The sequence below is a fragment of the Thalassotalea atypica genome (assembly GCF_030295975.1).
Taxonomy (GTDB): Bacteria; Pseudomonadota; Gammaproteobacteria; order Enterobacterales; family Alteromonadaceae; genus Thalassotalea_F; species Thalassotalea_F atypica.
In genome coordinates, this window is sequence record NZ_AP027364.1 from 1,548,702 (window position 1) to 1,566,244 (window position 17,543).

Genomic DNA, 17,543 nt, shown 5'->3' on the forward strand with positions numbered 1-17,543 from the left:
GCAATCTGATGATTGGCTGTTAGAATACGCGCTCTTTTACACCATAGCTGAATTAGTGTTTGGCTTGGTGAGAATATTAACACTTTGACACTAAGGTAAAAATTATGTCTTTAAACGCACAAGAAAAAGCAGCAATTGTTGCAGAATACGCAGTAAAAGAAGGTGACACTGGTTCTCCTGAAGTACAAGTTGCTTTATTAACTACTCAAATCAACCACCTTCAAGGTCACTTCAAAGAGCACATCCATGATCACCACTCACGTCGTGGTTTATTACGCATGGTAAGCCAACGTCGTAAGTTACTTGATTACTTGAAGCGTAAAAACGTTGAACGTTACACTGGCTTAATCGCTAAATTAGGCTTACGTCGTTAATCGATGTTTTGCTTAAGAAAAAGGAGCCTATAGGCTCCTTTTTTTGTGCCTCAATAATAAGCTTTTCAAACAGATAAACCTTACTGAATATTGGTGGTTTGACCAGTTGCTTTTATTCTGTATGATGATCTTAACTCAATTGAAATTGGCGCCATATAAATGGGTGTAGATATAACGACAATAAAAGTGACATGCCAAGACGGTTATCAATTAGTGGGATCCTTATTTACGCCACAAGGTCCTTCGAAATTAAAAGCTGGGATTATGATTGCACCAGCCACCGGTATAAAACGCCAGTTCTACGCTAGTTTTGCCCAACATTTAAGTGAGCAGGGCTACGGTGTACTCACGTTTGATAATAGAGGGATTGGGCAGTCGGTAATAGGGCATGTCTCAAAAAGTAAGGCTTCACTACAGCAATGGGGCGAGCAAGACATGCCCGCAGTACTTGACGCACTAAAGACATATTTTCCTGGTGTTGATTATCATTTAGTAGGCCATAGTGCAGGTGGACAGCTGATCGGACTAATGCATAACGCTAAAGACATTAAGTCGGTTTTTAATTTTGCCTGTTCTTCAGGACAACTTAGCAATATGAAAATGCCTTTTAAAATTCAAGCTCATTTCTTTATGAACGTGTTTAGTCCATTGAGTAATTTATTATTTGGTTACACCAAATCAGATGTTGTTGGTATGGGCGAGCCTCTACCTAAAGAAGCCGCCCAACAATGGCGCTTATGGTGCAACGGCACTGGGTACGTGAAAACAGCCTTTGGACGAACAGTTCATCATCACTTGTATGATGAATTAGATATGCCGTCATTTTGGACCAACGCGAGTGATGACGGTATTGCCATTAATGAAAACGTTGATGACATGCTGAGCGTTTTTACCAAAGCTAAGGCGTATGCCAAGAAAAAAACATTCAGACCAGAAGCGTATGGGCTATCTGAAATTGGTCATATGAAGTTTTTCAGTCGAAAATCATCGAATATATGGAGCGATGTAATCGACTGGTTTGATCTACACTCTTCTACGGACAAGTCCTACTCACCGGAAAAATAACTGACAAATATTGAATATGGCTGAATTATTACTGATTCAAACGGGTAAATTTCGCTGAGCAATAGATAAAATGATGAATCTGGACAATATTTACCGACAAACATGTATAAATTTGTCTTGAAACTAGCAATGCTTTCGTTTGTCAGTATAATTACCGTGCAAAATTAAATGATAGAAAATAGAGCTAATTTAAATAGGTAAATTAGTGTCTCAACTAAGGAATAAAATAAATGTTTACTCCGGTAACTAAAACATTTGAATACGGTCAACATACCGTAACATTAGAAACGGGTGTTATCGCTCGTCAAGCAACTGCAGCTGTAATGGCAAGCATGGATGATACTAGCGTATTAGTATCTGTTGTTGGTAAGAAAGAAGCGAAAGAAGGTCAAGATTTCTTCCCGCTTACTGTTAACTACCAAGAAAAAACATACGCTGCAGGTAAAATTCCTGGTGGCTTCTTCAAGCGTGAAGGTCGTCCTTCTGAAGAAGAAACTTTAACGGCACGTTTAATCGACCGTCCAATTCGCCCGTTATTCCCAGAAGGGTTTACTAACGAAGTTCAAGTCATTATCACTGTTGTTTCAGCAAACCCTGAAATTGCCCCTGATATTATTTCATTATTAGGTACATCTGCTGCATTAGCTATTACTGGTATGCCATTTAATGGTCCAGTAGGTGCTGCACGTGTTGGTTACACTGAAGGTAAGTACATTCTTAACCCATTACAGTCTGAATTAGAAACAAGTCAACTAGATTTAGTTGTTGCTGGTACTGATGCCGCTGTATTAATGGTTGAATCAGAAGCTGATGTGCTTTCTGAAGAAGTGATGTTAGGTGCTGTTGTATACGGTCATGAGCAGTCTCAAATTGCAGTAAATGCGATTAAAGAATTTGCAGCTGAAGTAAATACACCTTCTTGGAACTGGGAAGCACCGGCTAAGAATGAAACATTAACAGCTAAAATTGCAGAACTTGCTACTGAACAAGTAAATGACGCTTATCAAATTACTGAAAAAGCATCACGTTACGAAAAAGTTGCAGAAATAAGAAACGAAGTAATTGAAAAGTTACTTAGTGAAGATGAAGAGCTTAACGTACAAGAAGCTAAAGATTTATTCCATGATTTAGAAAAAAATGTCGTTCGTGGTCGTATTACTCAAGGTCACCCTCGTATTGACGGTCGTGATCCTGAAATGATCCGTGCATTAGACGTGATGACGGGTGTATTGCCAAGAACTCACGGCTCAGCAGTATTTACTCGTGGTGAAACCCAAGCATTAGTAACGGCAACGTTAGGTACTCAACGTGATGCACAGCGCATTGAAACTATCTTAGGTGAGAAAACTGATACTTTCATGCTTCATTACAACTTCCCTCCGTATTCTGTAGGTGAAACTGGTTTTGTTGGCTCTCCTAAGCGTCGTGAAATTGGTCACGGCCGTTTAGCTAAGCGAGGTATGCTTGCAGTTATGCCTACTATTGAAGAGTTCCCGTACTCAGTACGTGTAGTATCTGAAATAACTGAATCTAACGGTTCATCTTCAATGGCATCAGTATGTGGTACTTCATTAGCACTTATGGACGCAGGTGTTCCAATTAAAGATTCTGTTGCAGGTATTGCAATGGGCCTAGTTAAAGAAGGCGATAGTCACGTAGTTCTTTCTGATATTTTAGGTGATGAAGATCACTTAGGTGACATGGACTTTAAAGTAGCAGGTACCACTGGCGGTATTACTGCACTTCAAATGGACATCAAAATTGAAGGTATTACGCAAGATATTATGCAAACAGCGCTTAACCAAGCAAAAGCTGCTCGTATCCATATCTTAGGTGTGATGGACCAAGCGATTAATTCACATCGTGATGATATTTCGCAGTTTGCTCCTCGTATCCATACGATGAAAATCAACTCTGATAAAATCCGTGACGTTATCGGTAAAGGTGGCGCAACAATTCGTCAGCTTACAGAAGAAACAGGCACAACTATCGAAATTGAAGATGATGGTACAGTAAAAATTGCTGCAACTGATGGTAAGCAAGCTGAAGATGCAATCAACCGCATTAAAGCGTTAACGGCTGAAATCGAAGTAGGTACAATTTACACAGGTAAAGTGGTACGTATTGTTGACTTTGGTGCGTTTGTTAATGTATTACCAGGTAAAGATGGCTTAGTTCATATTTCACAAATTTCTGAAGAGCGTGTAAACGCAGTGTCTGATGTATTAACTGAAGGCCAAGAAGTGACAGTGAAAGTACTTGAAGTAGACCGTCAAGGTCGCGTACGTTTAAGCATGAAAGAAGCTGCTGAAAAAGCAGAATCAGCTGAACAAGAAACACCAGCTGCTGAGTAAATTTACTTTGACGATTTAGTCGGTAAACAATAGATAAAATGGGAGCAATATTGCTCCCTTTTTTATATACTGACTTTATTGTCTTGTCGTAATTATCTTACCTTGGCTGGTACATTTCTCTTATCAGGCCGAAGCCCTAGTTAAAATTTGGTGATTAATCTTAATGAAATACAAACATTTAGCCGTTGCATTATTATTCATATTTGTTCAAGGGTGTGCGAACACTTCGGGGAGTTCTGCTAACTTAGAAAATATAGTTATTGCTGAGCCAATGACTGTTAATTATAAAAGCGAAATTGCCCTGGCGCGATTGACCGAAGTTATTCACCGAGCCGAAATTAGTGATGTACAAAAAGCTCAACTCTACTACGATCGAGGGGTGATCTACGATAGTGTCGGTTTGCGTTCACTAGCCAGACTCGATTTTAATCGCGCATTAAGGCTTAAGCCTGACTTAATTGAAGCCTATAATTTTATCGGTATTCACTTTACACAATTACAAGAATTTAATCAGGCCTACGAGCAGTTTGACTCAGCCATCGAACTGTCGCCTGAGCATGAATATGCTTTTTTAAATCGCGGTATTGCCTTGTATTATGGTGGACGACCACAACTTGCTGCAGATGATTTTTCGACATTTTTGAGCAAACAAGAAAATGACCCTTACCGATTGCTATGGTTATACTTAGCGGAAAAAGAGGTTGATGGAGATAGCGCAAAAACAAACTTAAAAGCGCGGTCATTAAAGGTTCAAAGCAACGTCTGGGCTAAACAAGTTATTGCACTTTACTTAGACGAATTGAGTTTGGATCAGTTCGTTACTAATTTAACTCAAGGGATAGGTTCGAATAAAGACCTAACGGATCGACTTTGTGAAGCCTATTTTTACCTCGGCAAGTTTTATCAAGCCAATGGCGACAACCGTGTCGCTGCAAACTATTTTAAATTGGCACTGAGTACCAATGTCTATGAATTTGTTGAGCATCGATATGCCAAGCTCGAGCTTGATTTAATGCGTGATTCGTTATCGACGAATGCTCGGTAACTAGTGCATTAGCGTGAAATTGATTAAGGTTTTGTTGATGAGCTTGTTGGTGTTGCTGCCAACAAGCTCTTTTTCGTTAAAACAGTTTTTAAATCAACAGATACAACAGGGGCAGGCAACGAGTGCCCAAGTAAATTATGCTGCTTCAATACATGTCATCTCTGCCCTCAAATTAAAATTGAAACAGTACACAACTGGTAGTGATAATTGGCTTAACTCCTTAACTTTGTTGGCATCGAAAGATATAAGCGCTACATATGAGTTAGCGATGTATTACAAACAAGTAGGAAATGAACAACAATATCTATATTGGTTAAACCTTGGCAGTAAGCAATCATATCCACGAGCCAAACTTGATCTTATTAGTTTTTATTATCAACAAGAGCAATATAGTCAAGTCATTGCAGAGACTGAATTTGTCGCAATACCAGTTAATACAGAGCTCAATCTAGAAAGAATTGCTTCAATTGAACTGGCCGATAACTTTCTAGCGTTAAGAGCCAAAGCTTTACTGGTGCATGGGAAAATGGATGAGTTGATAGCATTTCAAGCTCAGTTTCATAATGAGCCTCTTTATCCAATTATACAAAATGTGATGAGACATCTCACTGAGTTTAAAGTGTTCGAACACACGTCAACGCGAACTGATATTGCTGCGCTAGCTGAGAGAACACAGACGAAACAATGTCCTAGTTCCATTTCTTTAATTGCTACTCAATATGAAGATTTGGAACATTTAAAAAGGATCAAAGATGATTTCTCAACGCACCCTCTAAGTACATACATTTGTATTCAACAGATCAGTTACGCGCCATTGCACGCATTGAAATGTACTGGCGATGAGAATAGTGCAATTATGTGTAATGAAAGTTATTGGAAACTGGCGACAGGGAGCCTTAATACTGATTATATTGGCGTAATGTTGCCACGTGGTGGTGCTAACGTTCATTTAGGTATTATGTATTGGGATCGCTTTGACCAATTTGAAGTGTTTATTCATGAACTTAGCCATCTATTGGGCTTTATTGATGAATATGCATTACCTAGCGGCCACAATGCTTGTCAGCCTCCTTTTGGTTCAAAAGGGTTAAATATCGCATTGCTCGATAGTAACCAAATTCAATCGAGCCAGACGTTACATAGTAATCAAATTAGCACGCTTGAGCGAAAGAAAATACGGGCTGAGGTCATTAAGCAACTTGCTTGGGGAAATAGTATAAAAGATAGCACGCCAATACTGACTCAACATGAGGGTTATTGGCGCATTGGTACACCTGAAGCATACGCTAGCGAAATAGGAATATTCTCAGCTGAAACCTGTCAAGAAAGTGATCATCTTACTTATAAGCCATTAAATATGCCTACAGCGTTACGACATACTTACGCTGATTTTCCACAGGAGTATCTGGATATTCTCCAAGATAATGCTATCGATTATGCTATGCCGAGTTTTCAGTATAATGTGGCATTGAGTCTTTATCGAAAAGATGAAGATGAAGCTGCAGAACGATGGCTAAGAAAGGCGCTAATAAATAAAAGAAACAAAAAGCACCATGACATGATTGTCACTGGCGCAATAAATAAAGGGGAATAGAGTGAGTGCTAAATGATTTTCTGTATGAAGTCTATTTTATTATCTTTACTATCAACAATTAATTCTATCGATTCTTGCTTTTTCATCATCATCATTGGTGTTTTTACTTGAGCTTTTGGCCACATATTTGTGTTAAGCATTTCAGACTTATTAACCGTATCTTCCTTTCCTTGTTGTTGAGAATTGGCATTACTTTTATTTTCAAACCACGAATAAATTTCCATACTGCTTGTCCTTTATAACATCGGTTACTTAGTTATAGTCGATTTAGAAAAAATCACACAATATTTTAACCAATTTTTAACATTGTTTTTGTGCGATTACATGATGAGATTACGTTATAATTGTGACAGTTTTAATATTGCTAGATGTCAGTTTGTAAATGGAAGATTTTGATCTATCTCGTTTTCGCCAACAGTTCCCTATTTTACAGCGCAAAGTTAATGATAAACCATTGGTTTATCTTGATAATGCCGCGACGAGCCAAAAACCTCTGAGTGTATTGCAGGCAATTGAAGAACATTTTAAACAGTCAAATGCCAATGTTCATCGAGCCTCACATGCGTTGAGTAGTGAAGCAACTCAAGCCTTTGAATATTGCAGAGAAGTGGTTAAGCATTTTATTAATGCAAGATCGGTAAATGAAATTGTTTGGACAAAAGGCACCACCGAGAGCATAAATTTAATTGCGCAAACTTGGGGGCGACAGAACTTATCTGTCGGTGATGAGATCGTCGTAAGCTACGCAGAGCATCACGCCAACATCGTTCCTTGGCAAATGATTGCGCAATCATGCGGCGTTAATATTAAAGTCCTTCCATTAACTGAGTCTGGAGTTGTCGATATACAGCAGCTAGACAGTTACTTAGGCAACAAAACTAAACTAGTAGCTATTAATCACATTTCTAATGTTGTCGGCAAAATAAATCCGCTGAAAATAATTATAGAAAAAGCACACAATGTCGGTGCATTAGTGTTAGTTGATGGCGCGCAAGCTGTCGCTCATCAACAAATTGATGTCATTGATCTTGAATGTGATTTCTACGTATTTTCAGGACACAAAATGTATGGACCCACTGGCATTGGCTGCTTGTACGGTAAACAAAGTATTTTATCTGCAATGCCGCCTTATCAAGTCGGTGGTGAAATGATTAAAAAGGTAAGCTTTGCAGGAACAACATTTAACGATCTACCATTTAAATTTGAAGCGGGAACACCCAACATTTCAGGTGTCATTGGCTTAGGTAAAGCCATTGAATTTATGAGAGAACATCGCTATAGAAAAAGCTATGAACAAGATTTACTAGATTATTGTTATCAACAGCTCTGCAGCATCGAGTCCTTATCATTTCTGGTCAAAGATAAACCAGATGTGCCGATTTTTTCATTTTCGATTAATGGGCAACATAACCATGACGTGGCGAGTTATTTGGATGCAAGGGGGATAGCTGTACGCAGTGGCCATCATTGCGCGATGCCATTGATGGAATATTTGAACGCCACGGGTTGCATACGAATCTCATTGTCTGCGTACAATACTTTTGAAGAAGTTGATTATGTTATTTCATCTTTAAAGTTGCTGATTCAAGAAGAAGTAAATATTTTGCGTCCTCACGATACCGAACAAAATGATGAAATATTGGCATTGTTTAGTGTTGCTAAATCGTGGGACAGTAAACATCGTCAAATTATGCTGTTTGGTAAAAAGTTGCCGAGGCTTTCGCAGGAATTAAAGACTCGTGCTACAGCCATTGATGGATGTGAAAGTTCAGCCTGGTTAACGTATCATATTGATGAACAGGGCAGATATACCTTTTCTGCTGACAGCGACGCGAAGATCATTAGAGGTTTGCTTTATATCGTCTTGACGAAATTTCAACACTTAACGAAAGAACAAATAGGAGCAGTTGATATTGAGGGGTACTTTACTGAATTAGGCTTGATCCAGCACTTGAGCCCGTCACGTGGAAATGGCTTGCGTGCGATTGTCGAAAAAATAAAAGCGAGCGCTATTTAAATACTCGCTTAAATCATTGATATCAAAGTAGCTTATTTTCGCTAATTTTTAGGATGCTATTAGCTAGCTTAGTTTTTTCTTTAGTAGCTTATTCATTACATGACCAACGGCAAAAAATGCAAAAGATGCGGTGACATGAGTTGCCGCGCCGAATCCACCACTACAATCTAGTCTCATTGCGCCTTCATTTTGCTGTTTAGCATGACACACGTTGCCCTCATTATCGGGATAAACCAGTTGTTGAGAAGAAAAAACCGCGTCAATAGCAAATTTTCTTTTTACATTCCGTGAAAAGTTGTACTCTCTGCGAAGTTGATTTCTTACCTTGGCCAGTAACGGGTCTTGGTAGGTTTTACTCAAATCTGCAATTTCAATTTTACTTGGGTCAGTTTGCCCACCAGCTCCACCGATAGTGATGATTGGAATTTTATTGCGCTTACAATGTGCGATAAGTGCCGACTTCACTTGCACGGAATCGATTGCATCTACTACATAGTCAAATGATTTGTTAATGAGCTCTACTAGGTTATCCATGGTAACAAAGTCTTCGACAGTATTGACTTGGCAATCTGGGTTTATTTGTTCAATACGTTCTGCCATTACATCTACTTTACTATCGCCAACGGTGTTTGTAAGTGCATGAATTTGTCTGTTGACATTTGTTACACAGATGTCGTCAAGATCAATAAGTGTCAAACGACCAACACCATTGCGAGCCAATGCTTCAGCAACCCAAGAACCAACACCACCAATACCTATTACACATATATTCGCGTTTTGAATAATTTGGGCAGCACTTGCACCATAGAGGCGTTCAATCCCACCGAAACGTAAAGCATAATCTGTCATCTAAATACGAGCCTAAAATAAAAAACGGCTTATTATATCAGTACTAAGTGTTAATGATCTTTCCTTTTATCAATGAAAAATAGGACAGCCTGAAATAATACATCTGTTGTTTGTTTTGTTATTGGCGTTACTCGCTATATCGAGAGAAGAGCTGCTCCATGCATCGACTTTATGTTCAAGGTAAATGGTTATTGCAAAAACACATAACAATAGACTGGGTATGACAACTATATTGGTTACTACAGGAAGTGGAACTAATAATGGCCATACAGTTATCGTAAGCGATGCAGTTATCAAAATAAGCCTATATAACAATTTTACCAATGTGATGAGGTTTTTCATTTTTCACTCCTTTTAAAGAATAAATTAATGATATACGTTGATTATGATAAATAGAGGTGGCATATTTGACATCTTGAGTGTTATTAGTGACAGGTTGGGCAATGACTGAAATTGTGGTTTTAGCAACAAATGGATGTATGGTTTCCGCCGTATATGGTGTGTTAGATGTCGTTACGGCCGCAAATTATTGTGCTGAGCGTCGTTACGGGACGGGTAACTATAATAAAATAAATTGCCAAATAGTTACCATAGATAATAAACCCGTTATTGGATATAACGGCATCCAAATAATGCCCACTCAGCTATTAAATTTTGACAGTAAACAAGACGTCGTTATTGTTTCTTCGAGCGTTGAAGTTGTTGTTGATTGCTGCGATGGTGATATGGATATTGGGGTCGCTCAACGGGAAGAAATTTGTTCTTGGCTTAATCGCAGTAGGGAGCAGGGAAGCGTTATTGCCAGCTTCTGTACTGGAAGCTTTTTGTTGGCATCATCTGGATTATTAGCGGGAAAAATAGCAACAACGCATTGGCGTAGCGCTGATTTATTTCGTCACATTTTTCCTTATATCCGATTAGACTGCGATCGGTTACTGATTGATAATGACGGCATCATCTGCTCTGGAGGTTCTATGTCATATATTGATATGGTGCTGTATTTAGTGGAAAAGATATTCGATAAAGACGTAGCGTCAGATTGTGCTAAGCTCATTGTTTTTGATCCTGTACGACAAAAGCAATCGCCTTATGTTTCTTTTAAAGCGCATAAAAATCATGAAGATAAAGCGATATTATCGGCACAAGAGTGGTTGGAAAGTCATTATAAAAAAGACATATCAATAGACGCTTTGGCTGAACAAGTTGGGCTTGGTTCAAGAACTTTCAAGCGCAGATTTAAATTAGCGACAGGGGTGAATCCGATTAATTACCTGCAAAGAATTCGTGTCGAACTGGCTAAAAGTAAATTAGAAAGAACAAATGATTCTATTAATAATATTATTTGGTCGGTCGGTTATGAAGATGTCAGTAGTTTTCGACTGCTTTTTAAACGATTTACAGGGCTAACGCCAAAAGATTATCGTCAAAAATTTGCATGAAAATTGTATTGATACACTTTAAGCGGAAAATATTTGCGATTTTTGGCGTTATTAATTTATTAACGTGATAATAGTTATTAATAAAATAAATACTTGGCGGTGAAAATCCGGAGTTTGTTGTTTGTAAATTAAGCAGTTTGAGGCAGTTTTACGGTGAATACCGTACATTTTTCGTCTAAAACTTCGAACGATATTCTACCATTTTGAGCTTCCACCATGAGTTTTGCAGAATATGTACCTAATCCAGTACCTTGTTTTGTGTTGCTTGTTGAATACTTATTAAATAAATTGGCTCGTATATGAACAGGAATTACCCCTTCATTTTTGCATATAAATGTGAAAGAACCATCAATGTTGTTATATGCACTAACTTCTACTAAACCCTGTTGCGGCGACGCCTCTACGGCATTTTTAATCAAATTATTAAAGATAGAAACACATAACAAAGGATCAACATAAGCGAGTGCAGGTTGAGTTATCCCCGAGGTGTTAATTGTCACTTCTTTTAGCTCACCTTCAACATGCCCAGCGTTTACTGCGTCATGGATGATACTGCATAGATCTGTAGTTTGTGCATGTAATATGAAGGCGCCTTGCTCAATTTTGTATAGTTCTAGAGAGCGATTAATCATTGAAATAACATTGTTGACGGTCGTTTTAATCGCGCTCGCTGTATTAGGAGACTCAATTTGCTCTGCATGAAATAAAATACTGGCCAGAGGGCCTTTTAAGTCATGTTGAGTAATTTTTTCTACGTCTTCTTTTAATTTAGCAATTTCCTTTAACTGTTCGACTTGTTTTGCAAGTAACTGTTGATTATGCCTTAATGTCACGTGTGTTTTGACACGCGCTTGCAGTACATCGCCTTGTAAGGGTTTAGTGATGTAATCAACTGCACCAACAGAAAAGCCCTTTGTAATATTAATTACTTCTGCCATAGCAGTTAAAAAAATAACAGGAATATCTTTTGTATTTTCGCTCTGTTTAAGTTGGCGACAAAATTCATATCCATCGACTTCAGGCATCATGATATCTGATAAGATCAAATCAATAACTTCATGTTGTTTTTGCAATATGCAAAACGCTTGCTTTACGTTTTTAGCGACTAAAATTTTGTAACTATTTTTCAAAAAGCTAATGGCAACGTCGATATTACTTGGCTCATCTTCAACAATTAAAATTGTTGGTGGTGAATTTTTATGCGATTCTTCGGGTATGGAACGAGTGGCTACTTGTTCAATTTCTTTCGGTAAACTCTCGCTAAAATACTTACTCCGGGTTAACTTTTCCAGTGCTTTTATGAAGCTTTCTCTACTAAATGGTTTATGAATTATGTGGAAGGAAATTTCAGACGAAAGTCCATTGATATCAATATTTTTAGCGCTATTTTGGACAAATAATACCTTTAATTGTATAGGAGAGCGATAATGCTTTTTGGGATCAAGAATATCATCGAGTGCTTTCATATCATGGTGGCCACCATAAATAAGTAATTCGACGGGAAATAATGCTAGATATTCCGCAATGTCATCATCACATTCTACACTCGCAATGTCTTTTTTTTTAATGCCACAAGCAAGTAGCATTTGAATGATAGCGTCTCTTACTAAGCGGCTTTCGTCAGCAACCAAAATTTGCATTATTTACCTGATACACTTGTTATGAATTTGTAATTTATCGTAGCTTAGCAAAGCCAAATGTAAATTGTATAGTGCTAATTTATTTCGTTGCGGCATAAAAAAAGGCAGCTAAAAGCTGCCTTTTTTTACAGAACTTATTATCTATTGTGCAAAGGCACAAATTCTCGATTGATTTCGCCTGTGTATTTTTGACGAGGACGACCAATTTTTTGACCCGGTTGAGTCAACATTTCGTCCCAATGTGCACACCAGCCAACAGTGCGAGACATTGCAAAAATTACCGTAAACATGCTAGTTGGAATGCCAATAGCTTTTAAGATAATACCTGAGTAGAAGTCAACATTAGGGTATAATTTCTTCTCAATAAAGTATGGGTCTTCTAATGCCACTTTTTCGAGTGCCATTGCAACGTCTAATAATGGATCGTTAATACCTAGCTCTTTTAATACTTCATGACATGTTTCACGCATTACAGTGGCGCGAGGATCGAAGTTTTTATAAACACGGTGTCCGAAGCCCATTAGTCGGAACGGATCATTTTTATCTTTTGCTTTCTTAACGAATTCATCAACGCGGCTCACATCGCCAATTTCTTCAAGCATTGTTAAACATGCTTCGTTAGCGCCGCCGTGCGCAGGGCCCCAAAGTGACGCAACCCCCGCCGCGATACACGCATATGGGTTAGCACCCGAAGAGCCAGCTAAACGTACTGTTGACGTCGATGCATTTTGCTCGTGATCCGCGTGTAGAGTGAATATACGGTCCATTGCTTTAGCAACTGTTGGACTGACGTTGTACTCTTCAGCAGGCACAGAGAACATCATATGTAGGAAGTTCTCAGCGTAAGATAGTTTATTGCGTGGGTATACAAATGGTTGACCCATGCTGTATTTGTACGCCATTGCTGCAATTGTTGGCATTTTTGCAATCAATCGATGTGCACAACGCATACGTTGATCTGGCTCAGTGATATCTAAATCACTGTGATAAAATGATGACATTGCACCTACAACACCACAAATCATCGCCATAGGATGCGCATCAGGCAAAAAACCTTGGAAGAAATGAGCTAGCTTCTCATGAACCATGGTGTGGTTTGTGATAATGCTTTTAAATTCATCATATTGTGATTTAGTTGGTGCATCACCATTTAATAAAATATAACAAACTTCTAAATAATCAGCTTCTTTAGCAAGGCTATCAATAGGGTAGCCGCGATGCTGTAGTACACCTTTACCACCATCAATGAATGTAATAGCAGATTCGCACGAAGCCGTTGCTAAAAACCCAGGGTCATAGGTGAAATATCCTGCGCTACCAAGCGTACGAATATCGATTACATCATTGCCTGCAACACCCGAAAGGATAGGCAGTTCTGCAACATCTTTACCATTAATACTCAGAGAGGCTTTTGAATCAGCCATAAGTTTTATCCCCTATTAAATTTTGTTTAAGCAAACTTAGAAATGATTAACTAGTCAGCTTTTATGAATATAAAACTGCGGGTATTCTACTTCAGATACACCCCATAAAGTCAATTCAAATGTGCGTTTGAATTGACTAAAGTCTAATAAAAAAATACATTCGGTTAAAATTTGTACGCAAGCTATTAAAATCATACATAAATTGTAATTCGCTAAGTTCAATTATATAATCAAGGCGTCCTAAACTTAATATCTATTGTCGATAGTATTAAGTTTAGGGTTATTTTAGGGGGGTTGCTCATTTTATCGCTTTTGACGTGAGCAACAATAAAAAAATAGAAGGCTTCAAAGCTCTTTAGGCATCAATCGTGAAAAAACAACGTCCTGTAAATTTAGACCTGACTACAATAAAGATGCACCCAGCCGCTAATGCTTCGATTTTACATCGAATCAGTGGTGTGATTATGGTGTTTGCAATCGGTATCTTGTTGTGGGTACTTTCATTATCTTTATCTTCTGCAGAAGGTTTCGCGCAAGTACAAGCAATGCTTGACGGCGTATTCTTTAAATTGATTATTTTAGGCATTCTCGCTGCCTTAATTTATCACTTACTTGGTGGCATTCGTCATTTGTTTATGGACTTAGGTCATTTCGAAGAATTGGAATCTGGTAATGCAACCGCGAAACTAATCATCGCACTTTGGGTTGTTCTTACTGCAGTAGTGGGAGTTTGGTTATGGTAAATAACGCAGCAACAGTAGGCCGTAGTGGCGTACATGATTTTATTTTATTAAGAGCTAGTGCCGTTGTTTTGGCCGCATTTGTGCTATTCATGGCTGGCTTTTTTATTGCAACTCCTGAAGTAACATACGAAATTTGGCATGGTTTATTCTCAAATGTTTGTATGAAGATTTTTACTTTAGTTGCGATGTTTAGCTTACTTGCTCATGCTTGGATTGGTATTTGGCAGGTTCTTTCTGATTACATTAAACCAGCGTTTTTACGTGGTGGATTGCAATTTTTATTTTCTATTACTTTGCTTGTGTATTTAGCGGCAGGGTTTATTACAGTATGGGGTGTGTAAGTGAGCGTTCCAGTTCGTGAGTTTGACGCCATAGTTATTGGCGCTGGTGGTGCAGGTATGCGTGCCGCCCTAGCAATTTCTGAATCAGGCAAATCTTGTGCTTTGATTTCTAAAGTTTTCCCAACTCGTTCTCACACAGTTTCTGCCCAAGGTGGTATTACTGTTGCGTTAGGTAATGCGCATGAAGATCATTGGGAACAGCATATGTACGACACCGTTAAAGGCTCTGATTATATCGGTGACCAAGACGCAATTGAGTACATGTGTAAAACCGGTCCTGAGTCAATCATCGAGTTAGAAAAAATGGGCTTACCATTTTCTCGTACAGAAGAAGGCAAGGTTTACCAACGCCCATTTGGTGGTCAATCAAAGAATTTTGGTGGTGAACAAGCGGCACGTACCGCAGCTGCGGCAGACCGTACAGGTCATGCATTGCTTCACTGTTTGTACCAACAGAACGTTAAAAACAAAACTAACGTATTCTCTGAATGGTACGCATTAGATTTAGTTAAGAATGCTGATGGTTCAGTTGTTGGTACAACGGCGATTTGCATCGAAACGGGTGAAGTTGTTTACTTTAAAGCGCGTGCCACAGTATTAGCTACTGGTGGCGCAGGCCGTATTTTTGCCTCGACGACGAATGCTCACATCAATACTGGTGACGGTGTTGGTATGTCGCTACGTGCAGGCGTTCAAATGCAAGACATGGAAATGTGGCAGTTCCACCCAACGGGTATCGCTGGTGCAGGTGTGCTTGTCACTGAAGGATGTCGTGGTGAAGGTGGTTATCTTCTCAATAAAGACGGCGAACGTTTCATGGAGCGTTACGCGCCAAACGCTAAAGATTTAGCGGGTCGTGATGTTGTTGCTCGTTCTATGATGACAGAGATTCGCGAAGGTCGTGGTTGTGACGGTCCTTGGGGTCCACACATTAAGTTGAAACTTGATCATTTAGGTCGTGAAACGTTAAACCAACGTTTACCGGGTGTTTGTGATTTATCTAAGACATTTGCTCACGTTGATCCTGCTGAAGAGCCTATTCCAGTTATTCCAACGTGTCATTATCAAATGGGTGGTGTCCCTTGTAATGTGAACGGTCAAGCAATCAGCTTCAACCCTGAAACAGGTCAAGATACCATCATTGAAGGCTTATTTGCTGTTGGTGAAATTGCCAACGTATCGGTTCATGGTGCAAACCGCTTAGGTGGTAATTCACTACTTGATTTAGTGGTATTTGGTCGCGCTGCGGGTAACTTCTTAGGTGAATACCTAGCTGATACACAAACGGCTGCCGATGCTTCTAGTTCAGATGTAGATGCTGCACTATCACGCTTTAACCGTTGGGAATCTTCAACAACAGGAGAAGATCCGGTACAAATCCGTAAAGACTTACAACAGTGCATGCAGCTTAATTTCTCGGTGTTCCGTGAAGGTGAAGCTATGGCTGAAGGTATGAAAGAATTAACTGAAATTCGTGAACGTCTACAACATGCTAAACTTGATGACAAATCATCTGAGTTCAATACCCAGCGTATTGAGTGTTTAGAGTTAGACAACTTAATGGAAACTGCGTTCTGTTCAGCTAAAGCAGCTAACTTCCGTACTGAATCTCGTGGTGCTCATGCACGCCAAGATTTCACTGAACGTGATGATGAAAATTGGTTATGTCACTCTATTTACTCACCAGGCACTGAAGAAATGTCAAAACGTGATGTAAATATGAGTCCTGTTCACCGTGAAGCTTTCCCTCCGAAAGCTAGAACTTACTAAGGAGCATTGAACGATGAAACAAGTATTTTCAATTTACCGTTACAACCCTGATGTTGATAATGCCCCTTACATGAAAGACTACGAGTTAGAAATTCCTGAAGGCTCTGACATGATGGTACTCGATGCGTTAATTTTGCTTAAAGAGCAAGATGCAACGTTGTCATTCCGTCGTTCGTGTCGTGAAGGTGTTTGTGGCTCAGATGGTTTGAACATGAATGGTAAAAATGGTTTAGCCTGTATTACACCGTTATCTGCGGTTAAAGCGTCTAAAATCGTTTTACGTCCTTTACCAGGATTACCTGTTGTTCGTGACTTAATTATTGATATGACTCAGTTCTATAATCAATATGAAAAAATCAAACCATATCTGATTAATGATGGTAAAGATGCACCAGCACGTGAACATTTACAATCGATTGAAGATCGTGAAAAATTAGACGGTCTTTACGAATGTATTTTATGTGCATGTTGTTCAACATCTTGTCCGTCATTCTGGTGGAATCCAGACAAATTCATCGGTCCTGCTGGCTTATTGCATGCTTATCGTTTCTTAATCGATAGCCGTGATACTGCAACAGAAGAACGTTTGGAGGATTTACAAGATGCCTACAGTGTTTTCCGCTGCCACGGTATCATGAACTGTGTTGATGTTTGTCCGAAAGGATTAAACCCAACTAAAGCTATCGGCCATATTAAGTCGATGTTGCTTTCTCGCGCAGTTTAATATTCTATTAGCTTATTTCATGGGGTATAACCTTCATGAAATAAGCTACTATAAAATGGAATAGCATGACCTGATTTTTGAGTCGTTTATTTAGCTAAGCTAGAGTAATCTTACCCAACTAAATAAGCATTATTTTTATTGCTTTTATCCCATAAAGGAACAGG

Annotated in this window: 15 protein-coding genes; 11 read left to right on the forward strand and 4 right to left on the reverse strand. The window is 38.9% G+C overall.

Annotated features, from left to right (window positions below; translation table 11 throughout):
- Positions 1-104 precede the first annotated feature (104 nt).
- The 5 genes from rpsO (at position 105) to QUE03_RS07195 (ending at position 6,432) form a co-directional block, all read left to right on the forward strand.
- Complete coding sequence (gene rpsO, locus QUE03_RS07175) at positions 105-374, forward strand: 30S ribosomal protein S15 (RefSeq protein ID WP_286266579.1); 270 nt, start codon at positions 105-107, stop codon at positions 372-374.
- A 159-nt stretch (positions 375-533) separates the two neighbouring features.
- Positions 534-1,439: an alpha/beta hydrolase family protein gene (locus tag QUE03_RS07180; RefSeq protein WP_286266581.1), complete on the forward strand. Its 906-nt coding sequence runs from the start codon at positions 534-536 to the stop codon at positions 1,437-1,439.
- Positions 1,440-1,669: 230 nt separating this feature from the next.
- Positions 1,670-3,793: a polyribonucleotide nucleotidyltransferase gene (gene pnp / locus QUE03_RS07185; protein WP_286266583.1), complete on the forward strand. Its 2,124-nt coding sequence runs from the start codon at positions 1,670-1,672 to the stop codon at positions 3,791-3,793.
- Positions 3,794-3,956: 163 nt separating this feature from the next.
- Positions 3,957-4,838 (forward strand): lipoprotein NlpI, encoded by an 882-nt coding sequence (gene nlpI / locus QUE03_RS07190; protein ID WP_286266585.1) that lies wholly within the window; start codon positions 3,957-3,959, stop codon positions 4,836-4,838.
- 37 nt (positions 4,839-4,875) lie between these two features.
- Positions 4,876-6,432, forward strand: a complete 1,557-nt coding sequence (locus tag QUE03_RS07195; RefSeq protein ID WP_286266587.1) for a hypothetical protein — start codon at positions 4,876-4,878, stop codon at positions 6,430-6,432.
- Positions 6,433-6,440: 8 nt separating this feature from the next.
- Here QUE03_RS07195 and QUE03_RS07200 read toward each other — a convergent pair whose 3' ends face one another.
- A complete protein-coding gene (locus tag QUE03_RS07200; protein ID WP_286266588.1) occupies positions 6,441-6,656 on the reverse strand; it encodes a hypothetical protein in 216 nt (71 codons plus the stop codon).
- Between the two features lie 158 nt (positions 6,657-6,814).
- On the opposite strand from QUE03_RS07200, the gene QUE03_RS07205 reads away from it, so the two are divergent.
- On the forward strand, positions 6,815-8,449 hold the full coding sequence (locus QUE03_RS07205; protein ID WP_286266590.1) for a SufS family cysteine desulfurase: 1,635 nt from the start codon (positions 6,815-6,817) through the stop codon (positions 8,447-8,449).
- A gap of 63 nt (positions 8,450-8,512) precedes the next feature.
- Here the strand turns inward: QUE03_RS07205 and tcdA are convergent, their stop codons facing one another.
- Positions 8,513-9,298: a tRNA cyclic N6-threonylcarbamoyladenosine(37) synthase TcdA gene (gene tcdA / locus QUE03_RS07210; RefSeq protein WP_286266592.1), complete on the reverse strand. Its 786-nt coding sequence runs from the start codon at positions 9,296-9,298 to the stop codon at positions 8,513-8,515.
- Positions 9,299-9,741: 443 nt separating this feature from the next.
- On the opposite strand from tcdA, the gene QUE03_RS07215 reads away from it, so the two are divergent.
- Positions 9,742-10,737 carry a GlxA family transcriptional regulator gene (locus tag QUE03_RS07215; protein WP_286266596.1) on the forward strand — a complete coding sequence of 332 codons (996 nt, stop codon included), beginning with the start codon at positions 9,742-9,744 and terminating at the stop codon, positions 10,735-10,737.
- 128 nt (positions 10,738-10,865) lie between these two features.
- Here QUE03_RS07215 and QUE03_RS07220 read toward each other — a convergent pair whose 3' ends face one another.
- Complete coding sequence (locus QUE03_RS07220) at positions 10,866-12,377, reverse strand: hybrid sensor histidine kinase/response regulator (RefSeq protein ID WP_286266598.1); 1,512 nt, start codon at positions 12,375-12,377, stop codon at positions 10,866-10,868.
- A gap of 137 nt (positions 12,378-12,514) precedes the next feature.
- Entirely contained in the window at positions 12,515-13,801 is a 1,287-nt protein-coding gene (locus QUE03_RS07225; protein ID WP_286266600.1) for a citrate synthase, read from the reverse strand.
- A gap of 368 nt (positions 13,802-14,169) precedes the next feature.
- On the opposite strand from QUE03_RS07225, the gene sdhC reads away from it, so the two are divergent.
- Genes sdhC through QUE03_RS07245 form a run of 4 tightly spaced genes read left to right on the forward strand, consistent with a single transcriptional unit; the run spans position 14,170 to position 17,379 of the window.
- The gene (sdhC, locus tag QUE03_RS07230; RefSeq protein WP_286266601.1) at positions 14,170-14,544 is read left to right on the forward strand and encodes a succinate dehydrogenase, cytochrome b556 subunit; all 375 of its coding nucleotides are present in this window, start codon (positions 14,170-14,172) and stop codon (positions 14,542-14,544) included.
- Positions 14,538-14,885: a succinate dehydrogenase, hydrophobic membrane anchor protein gene (sdhD, locus tag QUE03_RS07235; RefSeq protein WP_286266604.1), complete on the forward strand. Its 348-nt coding sequence runs from the start codon at positions 14,538-14,540 to the stop codon at positions 14,883-14,885. The genes sdhC and sdhD overlap by 7 nt, the downstream gene beginning before the upstream one ends.
- Positions 14,886-16,655: a succinate dehydrogenase flavoprotein subunit gene (gene sdhA, locus QUE03_RS07240; protein WP_286266606.1), complete on the forward strand. Its 1,770-nt coding sequence runs from the start codon at positions 14,886-14,888 to the stop codon at positions 16,653-16,655.
- Positions 16,656-16,668: 13 nt separating this feature from the next.
- Positions 16,669-17,379, forward strand: a complete 711-nt coding sequence (locus QUE03_RS07245) for a succinate dehydrogenase iron-sulfur subunit (RefSeq protein WP_286266608.1) — start codon at positions 16,669-16,671, stop codon at positions 17,377-17,379.
- The last annotated feature ends 164 nt before the right edge of the window (positions 17,380-17,543 follow it).

Excerpts from the sequence above, each read along its gene's own strand:
- pnp (WP_286266583.1), top strand. The coding sequence starts at position 1,670 with ATGTTTACTCCGGTAACTAAAACATTTGAATACGGTCAACATACCGTA.
- QUE03_RS07200 (WP_286266588.1), bottom strand. The coding sequence starts at position 6,656 with ATGGAAATTTATTCGTGGTTTGAAAATAAAAGTAATGCCAATTCTCAA.
- QUE03_RS07205 (WP_286266590.1), top strand. The coding sequence starts at position 6,815 with ATGGAAGATTTTGATCTATCTCGTTTTCGCCAACAGTTCCCTATTTTA.
- QUE03_RS07225 (WP_286266600.1), bottom strand. The coding sequence starts at position 13,801 with ATGGCTGATTCAAAAGCCTCTCTGAGTATTAATGGTAAAGATGTTGCA.
- QUE03_RS07220 (WP_286266598.1), bottom strand. The coding sequence starts at position 12,377 with ATGCAAATTTTGGTTGCTGACGAAAGCCGCTTAGTAAGAGACGCTATC.
- tcdA (WP_286266592.1), bottom strand. The coding sequence starts at position 9,298 with ATGACAGATTATGCTTTACGTTTCGGTGGGATTGAACGCCTCTATGGT.
- QUE03_RS07215 (WP_286266596.1), top strand. The coding sequence starts at position 9,742 with ATGACTGAAATTGTGGTTTTAGCAACAAATGGATGTATGGTTTCCGCC.
- rpsO (WP_286266579.1), top strand. The coding sequence starts at position 105 with ATGTCTTTAAACGCACAAGAAAAAGCAGCAATTGTTGCAGAATACGCA.
- QUE03_RS07195 (WP_286266587.1), top strand. The coding sequence starts at position 4,876 with ATGAGCTTGTTGGTGTTGCTGCCAACAAGCTCTTTTTCGTTAAAACAG.
- nlpI (WP_286266585.1), top strand. The coding sequence starts at position 3,957 with ATGAAATACAAACATTTAGCCGTTGCATTATTATTCATATTTGTTCAA.
- QUE03_RS07245 (WP_286266608.1), top strand. The coding sequence starts at position 16,669 with ATGAAACAAGTATTTTCAATTTACCGTTACAACCCTGATGTTGATAAT.
- QUE03_RS07180 (WP_286266581.1), top strand. The coding sequence starts at position 534 with ATGGGTGTAGATATAACGACAATAAAAGTGACATGCCAAGACGGTTAT.
- sdhD (WP_286266604.1), top strand. The coding sequence starts at position 14,538 with ATGGTAAATAACGCAGCAACAGTAGGCCGTAGTGGCGTACATGATTTT.